This is a genomic window from Microbacterium oleivorans (assembly GCF_001644225.1).
Taxonomy (GTDB): Bacteria; Actinomycetota; Actinomycetes; order Actinomycetales; family Microbacteriaceae; genus Microbacterium; species Microbacterium gawkjiense.
Genome location: NZ_LSTV01000001.1, coordinates 129,470 through 145,278, shown reverse-complemented (window position 1 = coordinate 145,278; position 15,809 = coordinate 129,470). Strand labels below are relative to the sequence as shown.

Annotated in this window: 15 protein-coding genes and 1 riboswitch; of the genes, 11 read left to right on the top strand and 4 right to left on the bottom strand. The window is 69.9% G+C overall.

The genetic code is table 11. From position 1 onward, the window contains the following. Nucleotides 1–20 precede the first annotated feature (20 nt). Nucleotides 21–1,133 carry a mannose-1-phosphate guanylyltransferase gene (locus tag AYL44_RS00670; protein ID WP_064001353.1) on the bottom strand — a complete coding sequence of 371 codons (1,113 nt, stop codon included), beginning with the start codon at nucleotides 1,131–1,133 and terminating at the stop codon, nucleotides 21–23. Between the two features lie 232 nt (nucleotides 1,134–1,365). On the opposite strand from AYL44_RS00670, the gene sdhC reads away from it, so the two are divergent. From sdhC to AYL44_RS00630, 8 genes are read left to right on the top strand one after another with little or no spacing between them, the layout of a single operon-like run. Continuing rightward, nucleotides 1,366–1,800, top strand: coding sequence for a succinate dehydrogenase, cytochrome b556 subunit (gene sdhC / locus AYL44_RS00665; protein WP_082886046.1), 435 nt, complete (start codon nucleotides 1,366–1,368; stop codon nucleotides 1,798–1,800). Further along, a complete protein-coding gene (sdhD, locus tag AYL44_RS00660) occupies nucleotides 1,800–2,261 on the top strand; it encodes a succinate dehydrogenase, hydrophobic membrane anchor protein (protein ID WP_064001351.1) in 462 nt (153 codons plus the stop codon). The genes sdhC and sdhD overlap by 1 nt, the downstream gene beginning before the upstream one ends. A gap of 47 nt (nucleotides 2,262–2,308) precedes the next feature. Further along, nucleotides 2,309–4,135, top strand: coding sequence for a succinate dehydrogenase flavoprotein subunit (sdhA, locus tag AYL44_RS00655; protein ID WP_064001350.1), 1,827 nt, complete (start codon nucleotides 2,309–2,311; stop codon nucleotides 4,133–4,135). Further along, complete coding sequence (locus AYL44_RS00650) at nucleotides 4,135–4,902, top strand: succinate dehydrogenase iron-sulfur subunit (protein WP_064001349.1); 768 nt, start codon at nucleotides 4,135–4,137, stop codon at nucleotides 4,900–4,902. The genes sdhA and AYL44_RS00650 overlap by 1 nt, the downstream gene beginning before the upstream one ends. Nucleotides 4,903–4,922: 20 nt before the next feature. Further along, nucleotides 4,923–6,086, top strand: coding sequence for a YihY/virulence factor BrkB family protein (locus AYL44_RS00645; protein WP_064001348.1), 1,164 nt, complete (start codon nucleotides 4,923–4,925; stop codon nucleotides 6,084–6,086). 10 nt (nucleotides 6,087–6,096) lie between these two features. Further along, complete coding sequence (locus tag AYL44_RS00640) at nucleotides 6,097–6,936, top strand: exodeoxyribonuclease III (protein ID WP_197471554.1); 840 nt, start codon at nucleotides 6,097–6,099, stop codon at nucleotides 6,934–6,936. A gap of 47 nt (nucleotides 6,937–6,983) precedes the next feature. Continuing rightward, a complete protein-coding gene (gene trpS / locus AYL44_RS00635) occupies nucleotides 6,984–7,988 on the top strand; it encodes a tryptophan--tRNA ligase (RefSeq protein ID WP_082886045.1) in 1,005 nt (334 codons plus the stop codon). Further along, nucleotides 7,981–8,430, top strand: a complete 450-nt coding sequence (locus tag AYL44_RS00630; protein WP_064001345.1) for a hypothetical protein — start codon at nucleotides 7,981–7,983, stop codon at nucleotides 8,428–8,430. The genes trpS and AYL44_RS00630 overlap by 8 nt, the downstream gene beginning before the upstream one ends. 148 nt (nucleotides 8,431–8,578) lie before the next feature. On the opposite strand, the gene AYL44_RS00625 is transcribed toward AYL44_RS00630, so the two are convergent. Next, nucleotides 8,579–9,418 carry a type IV toxin-antitoxin system AbiEi family antitoxin domain-containing protein gene (locus AYL44_RS00625; protein ID WP_231872687.1) on the bottom strand — a complete coding sequence of 280 codons (840 nt, stop codon included), beginning with the start codon at nucleotides 9,416–9,418 and terminating at the stop codon, nucleotides 8,579–8,581. Between the two features lie 274 nt (nucleotides 9,419–9,692). On the opposite strand from AYL44_RS00625, the gene AYL44_RS00620 reads away from it, so the two are divergent. Together AYL44_RS00620 and AYL44_RS00615 are read left to right on the top strand one after the other, a co-directional pair. Further along, on the top strand, nucleotides 9,693–10,250 hold the full coding sequence (locus AYL44_RS00620) for a GNAT family N-acetyltransferase (RefSeq protein ID WP_064001343.1): 558 nt from the start codon (nucleotides 9,693–9,695) through the stop codon (nucleotides 10,248–10,250). Between the two features lie 43 nt (nucleotides 10,251–10,293). Then, nucleotides 10,294–11,157, top strand: coding sequence for an Fpg/Nei family DNA glycosylase (locus tag AYL44_RS00615; RefSeq protein WP_064001342.1), 864 nt, complete (start codon nucleotides 10,294–10,296; stop codon nucleotides 11,155–11,157). A 1-nt stretch (nucleotide 11,158) separates the two neighbouring features. On the opposite strand, the gene glpK is transcribed toward AYL44_RS00615, so the two are convergent. Further along, entirely contained in the window at nucleotides 11,159–12,691 is a 1,533-nt protein-coding gene (gene glpK, locus AYL44_RS00610; RefSeq protein WP_064001341.1) for a glycerol kinase GlpK, read from the bottom strand. Between the two features lie 54 nt (nucleotides 12,692–12,745). Continuing rightward, nucleotides 12,746–14,443 (bottom strand): glycerol-3-phosphate dehydrogenase/oxidase, encoded by a 1,698-nt coding sequence (locus AYL44_RS00605; RefSeq protein ID WP_064001340.1) that lies wholly within the window; start codon nucleotides 14,441–14,443, stop codon nucleotides 12,746–12,748. Between the two features lie 130 nt (nucleotides 14,444–14,573). Here AYL44_RS00605 and AYL44_RS00600 point away from each other — a divergent pair, with 130 nt between their 5' ends. Then, nucleotides 14,574–15,533 carry a sugar-binding transcriptional regulator gene (locus AYL44_RS00600; RefSeq protein ID WP_064001339.1) on the top strand — a complete coding sequence of 320 codons (960 nt, stop codon included), beginning with the start codon at nucleotides 14,574–14,576 and terminating at the stop codon, nucleotides 15,531–15,533. 68 nt (nucleotides 15,534–15,601) lie between these two features. After that, a riboswitch (FMN riboswitch) is annotated at nucleotides 15,602–15,743 on the top strand. The last annotated feature ends 66 nt before the right edge of the window (nucleotides 15,744–15,809 follow it).

Sequence of the window (15,809 nt, the reverse complement as noted above, 5' to 3'; positions counted from 1 at the left end):
CGAACCCCGGATGACGCCGATCAGAGGACGTCACCGCGACCGGTGACCTTCAGGGCGTCGACGACGCTCTTGACGCGCTGGGCGTGCTCGGCGGTGGTGACGAGCAACGCGTCGTCGGTGTCGACGACGACGATGTCCTTCACGCCGATGATGCTGATGACCCGGCTCGTCTGCGACACCACGATGCCGCTGGCCCGGTCCGACAGCACGCGTGCGTTCTGGCCGAGGATGGCCAGGTCGGTGCGGCCGCCGGAGTTGAGCTTCGCGAGACTCGCGAAGTCGCCGACGTCGTCCCAGTCGAAGTGGCCCGGCACGACGGCGAGCCGGCCCTTCTCGGCGGCGGGCTCGGCGACGACGTAGTCGATGGCGATCTTCTCGAGCGTGGGCCAGATCCGGTCGACGGCGGGCCCGCGTCGGTCGCGGTCGTCCCAGGCCTCCGCCAGCTCGATGAGCCCGGCGTGCAGGGCGGGGTTGTTGGCCTCGATCTCGGCGAGCAGCACGTCGGCGCGGGAGATGAACATGCCCGCGTTCCAGAGGTAGGAGCGGTCGGCGACGTAGGTCTTGGCGGTCTCGAGGTCGGGCTTCTCGACGAACCGCTCGACCAGCGAGGCATCCCGGGCGCCGTCGACGATCAACTCGCCGCCCCTCTTGATGTAGCCGAAGCCCACGGCGGGCTCGGAGGGCTGGATGCCGATCGTGCAGATGTACCCCTCGCGGGCGACTTCGACGGCGTCGCGCACCGCGAACTCGAAGACGCGGGATCCGCGGATGACGTGGTCGGCCGCGAAGGAGCCGATGACGACGTCGGGATGCCGGCGGTGCAGGATCGCCGCTGCGAGACCGATCGCCGCGGCCGAGTCCCGCGGCTCGGACTCGAGGATGACGTTCTTGTCGGGGATGCCCGGCAGTTGCGCCTCGACCGCGGCACGGTGGGCGCGCCCGGTGACGACGGCGATGCGGTCGGGACCGGCGAGGGGCTCGAGCCGATTCCAGGTGTCGCGCAGCAACGAATGCCCCGAGCCGGTGAGGTCGTGGAGGAACTTCGGCGCATCCGCCCGTGAGAGCGGCCACAGCCGCGAACCGACGCCTCCGGCGGGGATCACGGCGTAGAAGTCCTCGATGTGTTCGGCCATGCTCCGAACCCTACCGGCCGCTCGTGACGCGCCCGTTCCGGACGCATGACGACGACGGTCGGCCGAGGCCGCGCCCGTGACCAATATGTTCTAAGGCTCCCCTTCCTCGCCCGGCACCTTCAGGGCCGCTTAGGATGGACGCTGCGCCCGCTTGCGACGATGGGCGACATTCCCTCGGGATGCCGTGACCTCGCCGCGCAGCGCGACCCATCTCACCCAAGGGAGGACGACCGTGTCTGCACCAGCACGCGTCACGCCGTCGGTAGCTGAGACCACGTCCAAGACCCCGCGCGGCACGCTGTACCGCGGCAACGAGGGCATGTGGTCGTGGGTGCTGCACCGCATCACCGGCATCGCCATCTTCTTCTTCCTGCTCGTGCATGTGCTCGACACGGCCCTCATCCGGGTCTCCCCCGACGCATACAACGCAGTCATCGGCACGTACAAGAACCCGATCATGGGTCTCGGCGAGGTCGCGCTGGTCGCCGCCATCGTGTACCACGCGTTCAACGGGCTCCGCATCATCGCGGTCGACCTGTGGCCGTGGGCCACGCGCCACCAGCGTCAGCTGTGGTGGGGCGTCCTCGCCGTCTGGGCCGTCACGCTCGTCGGGTTCTCCGCCCGCCACCTTCCGAACGTCTTCTCGCACATGGGAGGCGAGCACTGATGACCGCCGACACCCTCGTCGCGCCCCGCACCCCGCAGGGCAAGGCCGCCGTCCGCAAGAAGGGACCGAACCTCGAGAAGTGGGGCTGGGTCTTCATGCGCGTCTCGGGCGTGCTGCTGATCGTGCTCATCTTCGGCCACCTCTTCGTCAACCTGATGGTCGGCGACGGCATCTCGGCGCTCGACTTCGCCTTCGTGGCGGGCAAGTTCGCGAACCCGTTCTGGCAGGTCTGGGACGTGCTGATGCTGTGGCTCGCGTTCATCCACGGCACCAACGGCATGCGAACGATCGTCAACGACTACGTCACCAACGCGAAGGTGCGGAAGGTGCTCGTCACCAGCCTGTGGGTCGTCGCCGGATTCATGATCCTGCTCGGCACCCTCGTCGTCTTCACCTTCGACCCCTGCATCCCGAACCTCGACGGCAGCATCGTCGCCGAGGTCTGCAAGGCACAGGGCTGAGCCGGTACGACCGGCCCGCATACGGATAGAACAGAGGCAATCGTCACGTGAGCACTCAGACCGCGGACTCCGTCGTCAAGGACGGCGTCCACTACCACCAGTTCGATGTCGTCATCGTCGGCGCCGGCGGCGCGGGCATGCGCGCCGCGATCGAGGCGGGTCCCGGGGCCAAGACCGCCGTCATCACGAAGCTCTACCCAACGCGCAGCCACACCGGCGCGGCGCAGGGCGGCATGGCTGCGGCGCTGGCGAACGTCGAAGAGGACTCGTGGGAGTGGCACACCTTCGACACCGTCAAGGGCGGCGACTACCTCGTCGACCAGGACGCGGCCGAGATCCTCGCGAAGGAAGCCATCGACGCGGTCATCGATCTCGAGAACATGGGCCTGCCCTTCAACCGCACGCCCGACGGCAAGATCGACCAGCGCCGGTTCGGCGGCCACACCGCCGAGCACGGCAAGAACCCGGTCCGCCGCGCCTGCTACGCCGCCGACCGCACCGGCCACATGATCCTGCAGACGCTGTTCCAGAACTGCGTCAAGCTGGGCATCAACTTCTTCAACGAGTTCTACGCGCTCGACCTGATCACGGTGAAGGATGCCGTGGGTCGCACCGGCATCGCGGGTGTCGTCGCCTACGAGCTCGCCACCGGCGACCTGCACGTCTTCCACGCGAAGGCCGTCATCTTCGCCACCGGCGGCTTCGGCAAGATCTTCAAGACCACCTCGAACGCGCACACCCTGACCGGTGACGGCGTCGGCATCGTGTGGCGCAAGGGCCTGCCGCTCGAGGACATCGAGTTCTTCCAGTTCCACCCGACAGGTCTGGCGGGCCTCGGCATCCTCCTCACCGAGGGTGCCCGCGGCGAGGGCGCGATCCTCCGCAACGCCTCGGGTGAGCGCTTCATGGAGCGCTACGCCCCCACCATCAAGGACCTCGCCCCCCGCGACATCGTCGCGCGGTGCATGGTCAAGGAGGTCCTCGAGGGCCGTGGCGCCGGCCCGAACAAGGACTACGTCTACCTGGACTGCACCCACCTCGGCGCAGAGGTCCTCGAGACCAAGCTCCCCGACATCACCGAGTTCGCCCGCACCTACCTGGGTGTCGACCCGGTCGTCGAGCCTGTGCCGGTCATGCCGACCGCGCACTACGCGATGGGCGGCATCCCGACCAACACCAAGGGCGAGGTCCTCGCCGACAACGACACCGTCGTCCCCGGCCTCTACGCCGCCGGCGAGTGCGCGTGCGTGTCGGTGCACGGCGCGAACCGCCTCGGCACGAACTCGCTGCTCGACATCAACGTGTTCGGCAAGCGCTCCGGTCAGAACGCGGTCGAGTACGTGAAGACGGCCGAGTTCATGCCCCTCCCCGAGGACCCCGCGAAGGAGGTCCGCGAGATGATCGAGGGCCTGCGGAACAACACCGGCACCGAGCGCATCTCCACCCTCCGCAAGAAGCTGCAGGAGGAGATGGACGCCAACGCCCAGGTGTTCCGCACCGAGGAGACGCTCACCAACGTCATGGGCACGATCAACGACCTGCGCGAGCGGTACAAGAACGTCCACGTCGACGACAAGGGCAAGCGGTACAACACCGACCTGCTCGAGGCCGTCGAGCTGGGCTTCCTGCTCGACATCGCCGAGATCGTCGCCTACGCCGCCCGCAACCGGCGTGAGAGCCGCGGCGGTCACATGCGCGAGGACTACCCCGACCGCGACGACGAGAAGTACATGCAGCACACGATGGCCTACCTCACGGGCGACCCGCACTCCGCGAACCCCGAGGACCACATCCGCCTGGACTGGAAGCCGGTCGTGTTCACCAAGAACGAGCAGGGCGAGTACAACTACCCGCCGATGGAGAGGAAGTACTGATGACCATCGTCGATTCCGACGCTCCGACCGGCACGCAGGAGTCCACCGACTCCGGCATCCAGTCGTACCTGGTCACCTTCATCATCCGGCGCTTCGACCCCGAAGTGGATGCGGAGCCCCGCTGGGTGGACTACGACGTCGAGATGTATCCGACCGACCGTGTGCTCGACGCGCTGCACCGCATCAAGTGGGACGTCGACGGCACGCTCAGCTTCCGCCGCTCGTGCGCCCACGGCATCTGCGGCTCGGACGCCATGCGCATCAACGGCCGCAACCGCCTCGCCTGCAAGACGCTGATCAAGGACCTCGACATCTCGAAGCCGATCTACGTCGAGGCGATCAAGGGACTGCCGCTCGAGAAGGACCTCATCGTCGACATGGACCCGTTCTTCGAGTCCTTCCGCGACGTGCAGCCCTTCCTGCAGGCGAACACCGCGCCCGAGCCGGGCAAGGAGCGCATCCAGTCCATCAAGGACCGCGCCGTCTACGACGACACCACCAAGTGCATCCTCTGCGCCGCGTGCACCTCGTCGTGCCCCGTGTTCTGGACCGACGGTCAGTACTTCGGCCCCGCCGCGATCGTCAACGCGCACCGCTTCATCTTCGACTCGCGCGACGACGCGGGCGACGTGCGCCTCGACATCCTCAACGACAAGGAGGGCGTGTGGCGCTGCCGCACGACCTTCAACTGCACCGAGGCGTGCCCCCGCGGCATCGAGATCACGAAGGCCATCGCCGAGGTCAAGCAGGCGGTCCTGCGCGGCTGACCGCCCGATACCCTCGAGGCGTGACCTCGGACGACACGACGCCTCCCCTGCGCGAGCGGTGGGAGGCGTCTCGTCTGCGCGAACGCCTCGACCAGCCGATCGAGCGCGCGACCCAGCTCACACGGGCGACCGTCGCGTCGTTCCCGGTGCGGGTGTGGCGTCACTTCCTGCGTCGGAACGGGTTCCTGCTGGCGGCATCCATCAGCTACCAGTCCCTGTTCGCACTGTTCGCGACCCTGTACTCGGCGTTCGCCGTGGTCGGCCTGTGGCTCGGCGGGTCGCAGGCGGCCATCGACGGCCTCATCCGGGTCGTCAACTCCTACATCCCGGGCTTCATCGGTGAGAACGGACCGGTCGACCCCGACGACGTCGCCGCCATCGCCCGCGACAGCGGCAGCCTGCTCGCCGTCACCGGAACGATCGCCCTCGGCGTCGCCGTCTGGACCGCCATCGGCTTCGTCACCTTCACCCGCCGCGCGGTCCGCGACATCTTCGGGTTGCCGTTCGACGCCCGCAGCTTCGTGCTGCTGAAACTCGGCGACCTCGTCGCGGCGATCCTGTTCGGCGCCGCCCTCGTCCTCGGCGCCGGCCTGGGGCTGGTCGCCGGCGGTGTCCTGACACAGGCGTTGCGGTGGCTCGAGGTCGACGTGCCCTCATCGGCCGCCGAACTCGCCAGCCGGATCGGGTCGGTCGTCGTCAGCGTCGCGCTGAACTCCGCCGCCCTCACGCTGCTGATCCGCTTCCTCACCGGGACCTCGCTGCCGTGGCGCTCCATCATCCCCGGCGCGACCGCGGGCGGCGCGGCGCTCGCGCTCCTGCAGCTGGGCTTCGGCTTCCTCGCCGCCTACTCCCCCACCAATCCCCTGCTCGCCACCTTCTCTGTCGTCGTCGGTCTGCTGCTGTGGCTGCGTCTGGCGGGGATCGTGATGCTCGTCGCGGCATCCTGGATCGGCGTCGCGGCTCGGGATGCCGACATCCCCCTCGCGCCCCTGACCGCCGAGCAGCAGCGCGCCGCCGAGCGCGAGGCGCTGCGGGTCGTCGCGGAGGCGGGCGTGCGCGAGGCGCGGTCGGCGCTCGCCCGCGCACGGTGGTGGGAGCGCCCCGGCGCGCGCCGGGACCTCCGCCGCGCCGAGGACCTGCTCGCGCAGACCCGCGGCACGTCCGGTGTCGGCGGCCCCGCTTAGGCTGAAAGGCGTGCCTCGAACCGTCCGCATCGCCTCCGTCAACGTCAACGGCATCCGCGCCGCCGCCCGGAAGGGCATGCACGGCTGGCTCGAAACGGCGGGGGTCGACATCCTCACGCTGCAGGAGGTGCGGGCCGAGGCATCCGATCTCGCCGCCGCCCTGCCCGGCTGGCACGTCGTGAACGACGAAGCCCTCGCGAAGGGGCGTGCCGGCGTCGCCATCGCCGCCCGCGAGCCGCTGGACGTCTGGCGCATCGAGCTGGGCGACGACACGCTCGACTCGAAGGGACGCTGGGTCGAGGCGGACGTCGAGGTCGAGGGCGAGACCCTCACGGTCGTCAGCGCCTACGTCTTCACCGGCGAGGCCGGCACCGAGAAGCAGGACGCCAAGTACGCGTTCCTCGACGCGATGGAAGAGCGGATGCCGCACCTCGGCGACCTCGCGCTCATCACCGGCGACCTCAACGTCGGCCACCGTGAGCTCGACATCCGCAACTGGAAGGGCAACGTCAAGAAGGCCGGGTTCCTGCCCCGCGAGCGGGCGTACTTCGACCGGTTCACCGCACCCGCGGGCGAGACCGTCACCACCGTGGACGGCGAGAGCGGTCGCGGCCTCGGCTGGGTCGACGTCGGGCGCTCGTTCGCCGGAGAGATCGACGGGCCGTACACGTGGTGGTCGAACCGCGGCAAGGCGTTCGACAACGACACCGGCTGGCGCATCGACTACCACCTCGCGACCGCCGAACTCGCGACCCGCGCGACCGATTACCACGTCGTCCGGGCGCCCTCCTGGGACACGCGCTGGAGCGACCACGCGCCCGTCGTGGCCGACTACACGCTCGGCGGCTGAAGCCGGCGGCGAGGGGCGCGGCATCCGTTCGCGCCTAGGATCGTAGGGTGAGCAAACCCCGCCTGTACTCCGGAATGCAGCCCTCCGCCGACTCCCTCCAGATCGGCAACTACATCGGGGCGCTCATGCAGTGGCGGGACCTGCAGGAGTCCTACGACGCGTTCTTCTCCGTGGTCGACCTGCACGCCCTCACCCAACCGAACGACCCCGCCGAGCTGCGGGAGAAGACCCGGCGCACCGCGGCGCAGTACATCGCCGCGGGCATCGAGCCGTCGAAGTCGACGCTGTACGTGCAGTCGCACGTGCGTGCGCACGCCGAGCTCGCCTGGGTGCTGTCGACCGTGACCGGCTTCGGCGAGGCGAACCGGATGACCCAGTTCAAGGACAAGTCGGCCCGCTACGGCACCGACGCCACGAACGTCGGCCTGTTCACCTATCCGATCCTCATGGCGGCCGACATCCTGCTGTACCAGACCGACATCGTGCCCGTCGGCGACGACCAGAAGCAGCACGTCGAGCTGACCCGCACGTTGGCGGAGCGCTTCAACGGCCGCTACGGCGAGGCGTTCCGCGTGCCGATGCCGGTGATCCAGAAGGACACCGCCCGCATCTACGACCTGCAGAACCCGACGTCCAAGATGTCGAAGTCCGCCGAATCGGATGCCGGTGTGCTCTGGCTGCTGGACGACCCGTCGAAGTCGGCGAAGAAGGTCATGCGCGCCGTCACGGACTCGGAGGGTGTCGTCCGGTACGACCGCGAGGCCAAGCCCGGGGTGTCGAACCTGCTCGTGATCTACGCCGCCCTGACGGGGCGGCAGATCCCCTCGATCGAGGACGAGTACGCCGGCCGCGGCTACGGCGACTTCAAGAAGGGGCTCGCCGAGGTCGTCGTGTCGGAGTTCGGTCCCGTGCGCGAGCGGGCGCTCGAACTGCTCGACGACCCGGCCGAGCTCGACCGGGTGCTCGCCGCCAACGCGGCGCGCGCCGACGAGGTCGCCGACCGCACCCTGAACGACGTGTACGACAAGCTCGGGCTGCTGCGACGTGTCTGAGGAACCGAGGCTCAGCCCCGCGCCGGAGCTCGTCGCCGCGATCGACGCGGCGGCCGGCCCGTCCATGGCCGCGCCCGACGACCGCGCCGCGCAGGAACGCCTGTGGCGGGCGGTGTTCGCGCTCGAGAAGTGGATCTTCATCGCCCGCGGCACCGACGAGGAGCCCACGCCGTTCGCCGCCTCGACCGAGCAGGGTCCGGCGATCTTCGCCTTCTCGACGCCGGAGCGTGCACAGGCCGCTGCGGCGGGCTTCGGCATCCCGCCCGAGGAGACCGGCAGGCTGCTGGCCGTGCCGTTGCCGGATGCCGCCGGATGGGTCGCCTCCTACGCCGAGGCCGGCGTCGCCTCGATGGTGTTCGACGCCCCCGCGATCGGCGCCATGGCCCCGCTGGCGAACCTGGCCGCGATGGCGGTCTGGATCCAGCAGCACCCCGAGGGCTGACGAGGGCGCTCTGCCTCGACGAGCGTTCCGTATTCAGTCTCGTCGGCGCGCACTGCTGTGTCCTTCCGCCGATCGGCGGCGGCGGGTGGCCCCACCCAGCCGCCGGGACTGAATTCGGAACGCCGGGCGTCCCCCGCCTGCGAGGCTGTCAGGAGGTCGGCCGACGGCTCGATCCCAGCACGCCTCGCAGTGCGGCGATCACGAGGTCGGGACGGTAGAGGATCTCGTCCGCGGTGAGCCGCAGCACGCTGTATCCGAGCGCAGCAAGCTGTCGGTCGCGCCGCAGGTCCGTGCGTCGCTGCTCCCACGAGGCATGGAACTCACGGCTGTCGCATTCGACGATCAACCAACCGTCGACGAGCAGGTCCACTCGACCGACTCCTGCGATCGTCACCTGGGGCTCGACGGAGTGGCCGAGGCTTCGCACCATGAGACGAACGAGCGTCTCTGTGCCCGATTCGGCCCGACCGTCGAGCAGCGGTCGCAGATAAAGGAACCTCTGGGGCAACGCGGCGAAGACATCACCGACGTCGGCAGCGCAGATGAGGCGGAGATGAAGCGCACTGTCGAGTGTTGCTACGGCGTGACGAGGGCTCTGGCATCGGACGGCGCTGAGCAGCGCGTCCCGCACATGCACGGCGCCGGATGCCGGTGGCTCGACGAATCGCCGCCAATGCAGGACCACGCTGCGCCGTTCAGGCGATTCGAGCCGCCGACTGCTGACCCCCCGCATCCGGCTGTCGCCCCGTTCCATGTGCACGTGGACCTGAGAGCTGTCGAAGACGAACACCCCGAGGGCTGCCAGCAAGGACGTGCATCCCAGCCGTCCACCGACGCGCGCGGCAACACGCAGAGCCACGGGCGCTTCGCCGGCGACGTAATGACCCCTCCGAGTCCGGATGAGCCGGCCGCTCGCGAGCGCGACGCGGATGTCCCGGGCGGACAGCCCCGCGGCTCGCAGATCGGCAGTCGTCCACACGTCGAACACCCCGCCACTGTCCGGCATCCTTCTCCGGAGCGGGACGAGACGGTGGCGCGGTGTGGACGGCGAGCGGACTCGACGGGCCGGGGAGGAAAGGTTGGCGGCGGCGCGTTCCGTACTCAGTCCCAGCGGCGACCGAAGACGCGAGTTGTGCCGCATCGTCGGCGTCCGGTGAAGAGTCGCGCTGCCTGCGGACTGAATACGGAACCGGGTCAGTCCGTGCGCGGGACGCTGGACGCAGGAATCCGGAGATCGGCACGTGCGTGGATAGGGTCAAAGGATGGAACCGATGACCCTGCGGACCGCACGGCTCGAGCTGTCGGTGCCGACCGACGCCGACGTCGACGCGATCACCGCCGCGGCGCAGGACCCGGAGGTGCCGCGGTGGACGACGCTCCCTGCGCCGTACGAGCGTCGCCACGCCGAGGAGTTCATCGCCAAGGCGGCCGCCTGGTGGGACGCGGAGAGCGAGCTCACCTGGGGCATCCGCCTCGAGGGCCGCTGGATCGGCATGATCGGGCTGCACCGGTTCGAGAAGCAGGGGTCCGCCGAGATCGGGTTCTGGATGGATGCCGCGGCCCGCGGCCACGGCTATCTCACCGAAGCGGCGACCGCCGTCATCGACGCGGGCTTCGCCGAACCGCTCCGACTCGCGCGCATCCAGTGGCGCGCGATCGTCGGCAACGTCCCGTCGGCGCGGGTCGCGCAGAAGCTCGGCTTCCGGTACGAGGGCCTCCTCCGGCAGGCGCTGAACGACCCCCGCGGACGCCACGACGCCTGGATCGCGGGGCTCCTGCCGACCGACGACCGCACCCCCGTGCCCTGGCCCGTCATCTGACAACCCCCTCTCCGCCGTCAGACCCGGGTGGCAGGATGACCGCATGCCTGAGATGCCCGAGGTGCAGGGACTGGTCGACTTCCTCCGCGAGCGCGCGACGGGACTGACCGTCACGAAGGTGTCGGTCGCGAACATCGCCGCCCTGAAGACGTACGACCCCCCGATCGACGCGATGACGGGCGCGACGGTGACGGGTGCGCAGCGGCACGGCAAGTTCGTGGACCTCGAGACGGATGCCGGTGCCCACCTCGTCTTCCATCTCGCCAAGGCGGGCTGGTTGCGGTGGTACGACCAGCTGCCGGCCACGGTCATCCGGCCGGGTAAGACCCCGATCGCGCTGCGGGTGGGTTTCGACGACGGCTCCGGGTTCGACCTGACGGAGGCCGGCACCAAGAAGTCGCTCGCGTACTACGCCGCGCGTTCCCCCGCCGACGTCCCGGGGATCGCACGCCTCGGTCCCGATCCGCTCGACGACGGGTTCACCCGCGACACGCTCGCGGAGCTCCTCGCCGGACGCCGGACGCAGATCAAGGGCGTCCTGCGCGACCAGTCGATCATCGCCGGCATCGGCAACGCGTACTCCGACGAGATCCTGCACGCGGCGAAGATGTCACCCTACGCCCTGGCCGCAACGCTGACGGATGCCGAGATCGATCGGCTCTACGCGGCGATGCAGCAGACGCTCGCCGAGGCGGTGGCCGCGGCATCCGGCAAACCGCCCGCCGACCTCAAGGACGCCAAGCGGCGCGGGATGGCCGTCCACGGCCGTCGCGGCGAGGCGTGCCCGGTATGCGGCGACGAGGTGCGGTCGGTCTTCTTCGCCGACAACAGCCTCGAGTACTGCCCGACGTGCCAGACGGGCGGCAAGATCCTCGCCGACCGCCGGCTGTCGCGGCTGCTGAAGTAGCTCAGACCGTCCCGGCGAGCACGCGCGCGTCGTCGTCGACCCATCCCATGGACTTCTCGACGGCCTTCGCCCACAGGCGGCAGCGGCGGTCCCGCTCGTCGGGATCCATCTGCGGCTCGAACCGGCGGTCCTCCTGCCAGTAGCCGCGCAGGGCGTCCTTTCCCGACCAGACGCCGACGGCGAGACCCGCGGCGTACGCGGCGCCGAGGGCCGTCGTCTCGACGACCTTCGGGCGGACGACGGGGATGCCCAGGATGTCGGCCTGGAACTGCATGAGCAGGTCGTTGCGCGTCATCCCGCCGTCGACGCGCAGCTCCTCGAGATCGCGACCGGTGTCGGAGACGACGGCGGCGATGACGTCGCGCGTCTGGAACGCGGTGGCCTCGAGAGCGGCCCGCGCGATGTGCGCCTTCGTGACGTAGCGGGTGAGACCGACGAGCGCGCCACGGGCGTCGGGGCGCCAGTACGGCGCGAACAGGCCCGAGAAGGCGGGCACGAAGTAGGCGCCGCCGTTGTCCTCGACGGTGCGGGCGAGCCGCTCGACCTCGGTCGACTCGGAGATGATCCCGAGGTTGTCGCGCAGCCATTGCACGAGCGAACCTGTGACGGCGATCGAGCCCTCGAGCGCGTAGTGCGGCGGCTCGTCCCCGAGGCGGTAGGCGACCGTGGTGATGAGGCCGGCATCCGAGCGCACCAGCTCGGTACCGGTGCCCACGAGCAGGAAGTTGCCGGTGCCGTAGGTGTTCTTGGACTGCCCGGCGTCGAAGGCGGCCTGACCGAAGGTCGCCGCCTGCTGGTCGCCGAGGATGCCGGCGATGCGGATGCCGCGGGCGACGCGCGGTTGCACGACCTCGCCGTAGACCTCGGACGACGAGCGGATCTCGGGCAGCATCTCGCGAGGGATGTCCCACACCTGCAGCATCTCGTCCGACCAGTCGAGCGTGGTCAGGTCCATGAGCAGGGTGCGGCTCGCATTGGTGACGTCGGTGATGTGGATGCCGCCGTCGCTGCCGCCCGTGAGGTTCCAGACGACCCAGGTGTCGGGCGTCCCGAAGAGCAGGTCGCCGCGGAGTGCCGCGTCGCGCGCCCCGTCGACGTGGTCGAGGATCCACGCGATCTTCGACGCCGAGAAGTACGACGCGAGCGGGAGTCCGGTCACCTCGGCGAAGGCGTCGACCCCGCGCGCCTCGATGAGGCGGTCGATCGCGGGCTGCGTGCGGGTGTCCTGCCACACGAGGGCGTTGTGGATCGGCCGGCCGGTGCGACGGTCCCAGACGATCGCCGTCTCGCGCTGGTTGGTGACGCCGATCGCGGCGACGTCGGCGGCCGACAGGCCCACCTGCCCGAGCGCGTTGGCGAGCACCCATTCGGTGTTCGTCCAGATCTCGACCGGGTCGTGCTCGACCCTGCCGGCACGGGGGAAGATCTGCTCGTGCTCCCGCTGCGCGGTCGCGACGAGGGTGCCCTCCCCGTCGAACACGATCGCTCGTGTCGAGGTCGTTCCCTGGTCGATGGCGATCACGTGATCGGTCACGTCTCGTCTCCTCTTCGAGTGCTCATCGCCGGTGCGGCGACGGGGATGCCGGCGTCAGACGGCGACGGGATCGGCGGCGTGCACCGCGGCGAGCGCCCGATCGATCTCGGCGCCGCGCGTCGCGGCATCCCAGCCCATCACATCCGCGACGGCGTCGGCCACCTCTTCGACGACCTCGGGGGTCGCCTCGCCGCGGAAGGCGATGTTGGTGCGGCGCAGCAGGATGTCCTCGAGGTGCACGATCGATTCGGTGCGCGCGATGTGGCGGAACTCGCCCGAGCTGAAGCGTGGCAGCGAGCTCAGGGGTGCGTCCTGCGCGTCCTGCCGGAGCGAGGCGGCCACGGCGAGGGCGTGCGTGCCGTAGCGGTGCAGGAGACGGGTGCCGCGCTCGGCACCGAAGTCCGACAGGTGGTGGTGCACCCAGGCGTCGCGCTCGGCGTCGGTGCGAGGGAAGCCGACGGCGCCGCCGATGGGCAGCCCCTTCGTCGAGCGGACCCGCGTGCGTCCGATCCGGGACATCAGTTCGTCGGCCAGGCGTGCGGCGACGGCGCGGAAGGTCGTCCACTTGCCGCCGACGAGGCTGAGCACCGGCACGCCGTCGGAACCCGGCAGCGTCGCCTCCTCGATGCGGTAGTCGCGCGACACGAAACCTGCGGCCATGTCGCCGTGACCGGGGAGCGGGCGGACGCCCGAGTAGCGGAACACGATCTGAGACCGGTCGACCGGGATCGACGGGAAGACGTGACCGATGAGGTCGAGGAAGTAGTCGACCTCCTCCTCCGTGCAGACGGCGGGCTCGGACATGTCGTGCTCGAGGTCGGTCGTGCCGACGAGGACCCGACCGTTGAGCGGGTAGATGAGCACGATGCGACCGTCGGAGTGCTCGAAGAAGATCTCCCGACCGCCGGTGGCCTGCATCAGCTCGGGGTGGTCGAGGACGATGTGCGAGCCCTTGGTGCCGCCCATGTACCGGGTCGCGCCACCGAGCGCCTCGTTGGCGAGGTCGGTCCACGGGCCGGCCGCGTTGAGGACGACGGATGCCGCGAACGGGAACTCCTCGCCGGTGACCTCGTCGCGGAGGACGACCTTGCCGCCGCCCACGCCGACCGCGGAGGTGTAGTTGGCGGCGCGGGCGCGGCTGCCGCCGAGCGCGACGCCGTCACGGACGAGGTCGAGTCCGAGGCGCTCGGGCTCGCGGAGGGAGGCATCCCAGTAAGTCGCCGTGTACTTCACGTCGGCGTTCAGGTCGGGGAGCTCCCGCAGCGAGCGGCGCCGACCGCGGAAGGTGTGCCGCGGCACGCGGCCTCCGCCGCGCGAGAACGAGTCGTAGATGATGAGGCCGACCTTGATCAGGAGGGCGCCGCGCTCGGTGGAGGCGGTCTTGCGGTGGAGCACCATGCGCAGCGGCGCGGAGAGCAGACCCGAGAACGTCGAGAAGATCGGCACGGTGGTCCGCAGCGGACGCACGTAGTGGGCCGCCGTCGTCAGCAGGTCGTTGCGCTCGGTGACCGCTTCGTGGACGAGGCGGAGCTCGCCGTTCTCGAGGTAGCGGATGCCGCCGTGGATCATGTGGCTCGAGGCCGCCGACGCACCGGAGAGGAAATCGCTGCGCTCGACGAGAGCCACGTCGACGCCCTGCAGCGCCAGGTCGCGGAAGGTCGCGACGCCGTTGATGCCGCCGCCGATGATGAGCACGTCCGCCTGCGGCCGCTCGCGCAGCGCCGTCGTCGCCTGTCGGGTCTCGGTGTCCACGTCACACTCCCACTTCTGCCGGGCTCTCGCCCCGCTCGCCTCAGACCGCTTCCGAAGAAGCCGATGGGACCATGATGACAGCGGTGGACGGGATTGCAGTCCGGTTGCACATACGTGCACACTGTCATCCGTGGACGAGACCCTGGACCCCGACGACATCCGACGCGCGCTCACCGCCGCGCACCTCTACTACGTCCAGGACCGCACGATGGAGGCCATCGCCCGGGAACTCGGCACCTCGCGCTCCACCGTCTCGCGCCTGCTGTCACGCGCCCGCGCAACGGGAATCGTCGACATCCGCATCCGCTCCCCCTTCGCCGCCCCGCAGCTGCTGGAACAGGAGCTCGCCGACCGCTACGGCATCACCGCCCACGTCGTCCCGGTCCCCGACGACGCGAGCGAGGTGGAGCGGCTGGAGCGGGTCGCGACCGCCGCGGCGCACCTGCTCGGCGACCTCATCGAAGCGGATGCGACGGTCGGCGTCGCGTGGGGATCCACCACCGCCGCGGTCAGCCGCCGCCTCGTCCCCAAGGCCATGCACGGCACGACCTTCGTGCAGCTGAACGGTTCCGGGAACACCCGCACCACGGGCCTGCTGTACGCGAGCGACATCCTGAGCCGCTTCGCCGTCGCCTACGGCGGAAGTGCGCAGCAGTTCCCGGTGCCCGCGTTCTTCGACGATCCGCGCACGAAGCAGGCCATGTGGCGCGAGCGCAGCACCACCCGCATCCTGGCCATGCAGGCGGCGATGGACCTCGTCGTCTTCAGCGTCGGAGCGGCGGATTCGCGCGTCCCCAGCCACGTGTACTCCGGCGGCTACCTCGAACCCGAGGAGCTCGCGGCGCTCGACCGCGAGGGCGTGGTGGGCGACGTCGCCACCGTCTTCTACCGCCTCGACGGGTCGACCCGCGGGATCGAGTTGAACGACCGGGCGACCGGGCCCCGCTTCGAGGTGCTGCGTCGCGTGCCGAGCCGGGTGTGCATCGTGTCGGGCGTCGACAAACGCGACAGCCTCCGGGGTGCGCTCGCGGCACGGCTGGTCACCGAGCTCGTCGTCGACGAGGCCACCGCCCGCGCGTTGACCGGATGATCGTCCGCGTCAAGAGATGACGGGGAATGAATCCGCGTCATTCCGGTTGACTACACTTCGAGAGCAAGAAACGTGCTCCGGGGTCGGTGGGAATCCGAACCGGCGGTGATAGTCCGCGAGCGGGACCCGAGGTCCTGCTGATCCGGTGGAAATCCGGAACCGACGGTGATGCGACGCGAGTCGCTAGTCCGGATGGGAGGCAGCACGGGCGCCCGCAGTGACCCTGCGGGGCCGCCTGACGCGCCCGCGCCCCGGAACACCCCATCGTGAGGATCC

What these genes read in the sequence shown, in the direction of transcription:
- AYL44_RS00670 (WP_064001353.1), bottom strand. Translation starts at nt 1,133, where the DNA reads ATGGCCGAACACATCGAGGACTTCTACGCCGTGATCCCCGCCGGAGGC.
- sdhD (WP_064001351.1), top strand. Translation starts at nt 1,800, where the DNA reads ATGACCGCCGACACCCTCGTCGCGCCCCGCACCCCGCAGGGCAAGGCC.
- AYL44_RS00650 (WP_064001349.1), top strand. Translation starts at nt 4,135, where the DNA reads ATGACCATCGTCGATTCCGACGCTCCGACCGGCACGCAGGAGTCCACC.
- AYL44_RS00620 (WP_064001343.1), top strand. Translation starts at nt 9,693, where the DNA reads ATGGAACCGATGACCCTGCGGACCGCACGGCTCGAGCTGTCGGTGCCG.
- AYL44_RS00615 (WP_064001342.1), top strand. Translation starts at nt 10,294, where the DNA reads ATGCCTGAGATGCCCGAGGTGCAGGGACTGGTCGACTTCCTCCGCGAG.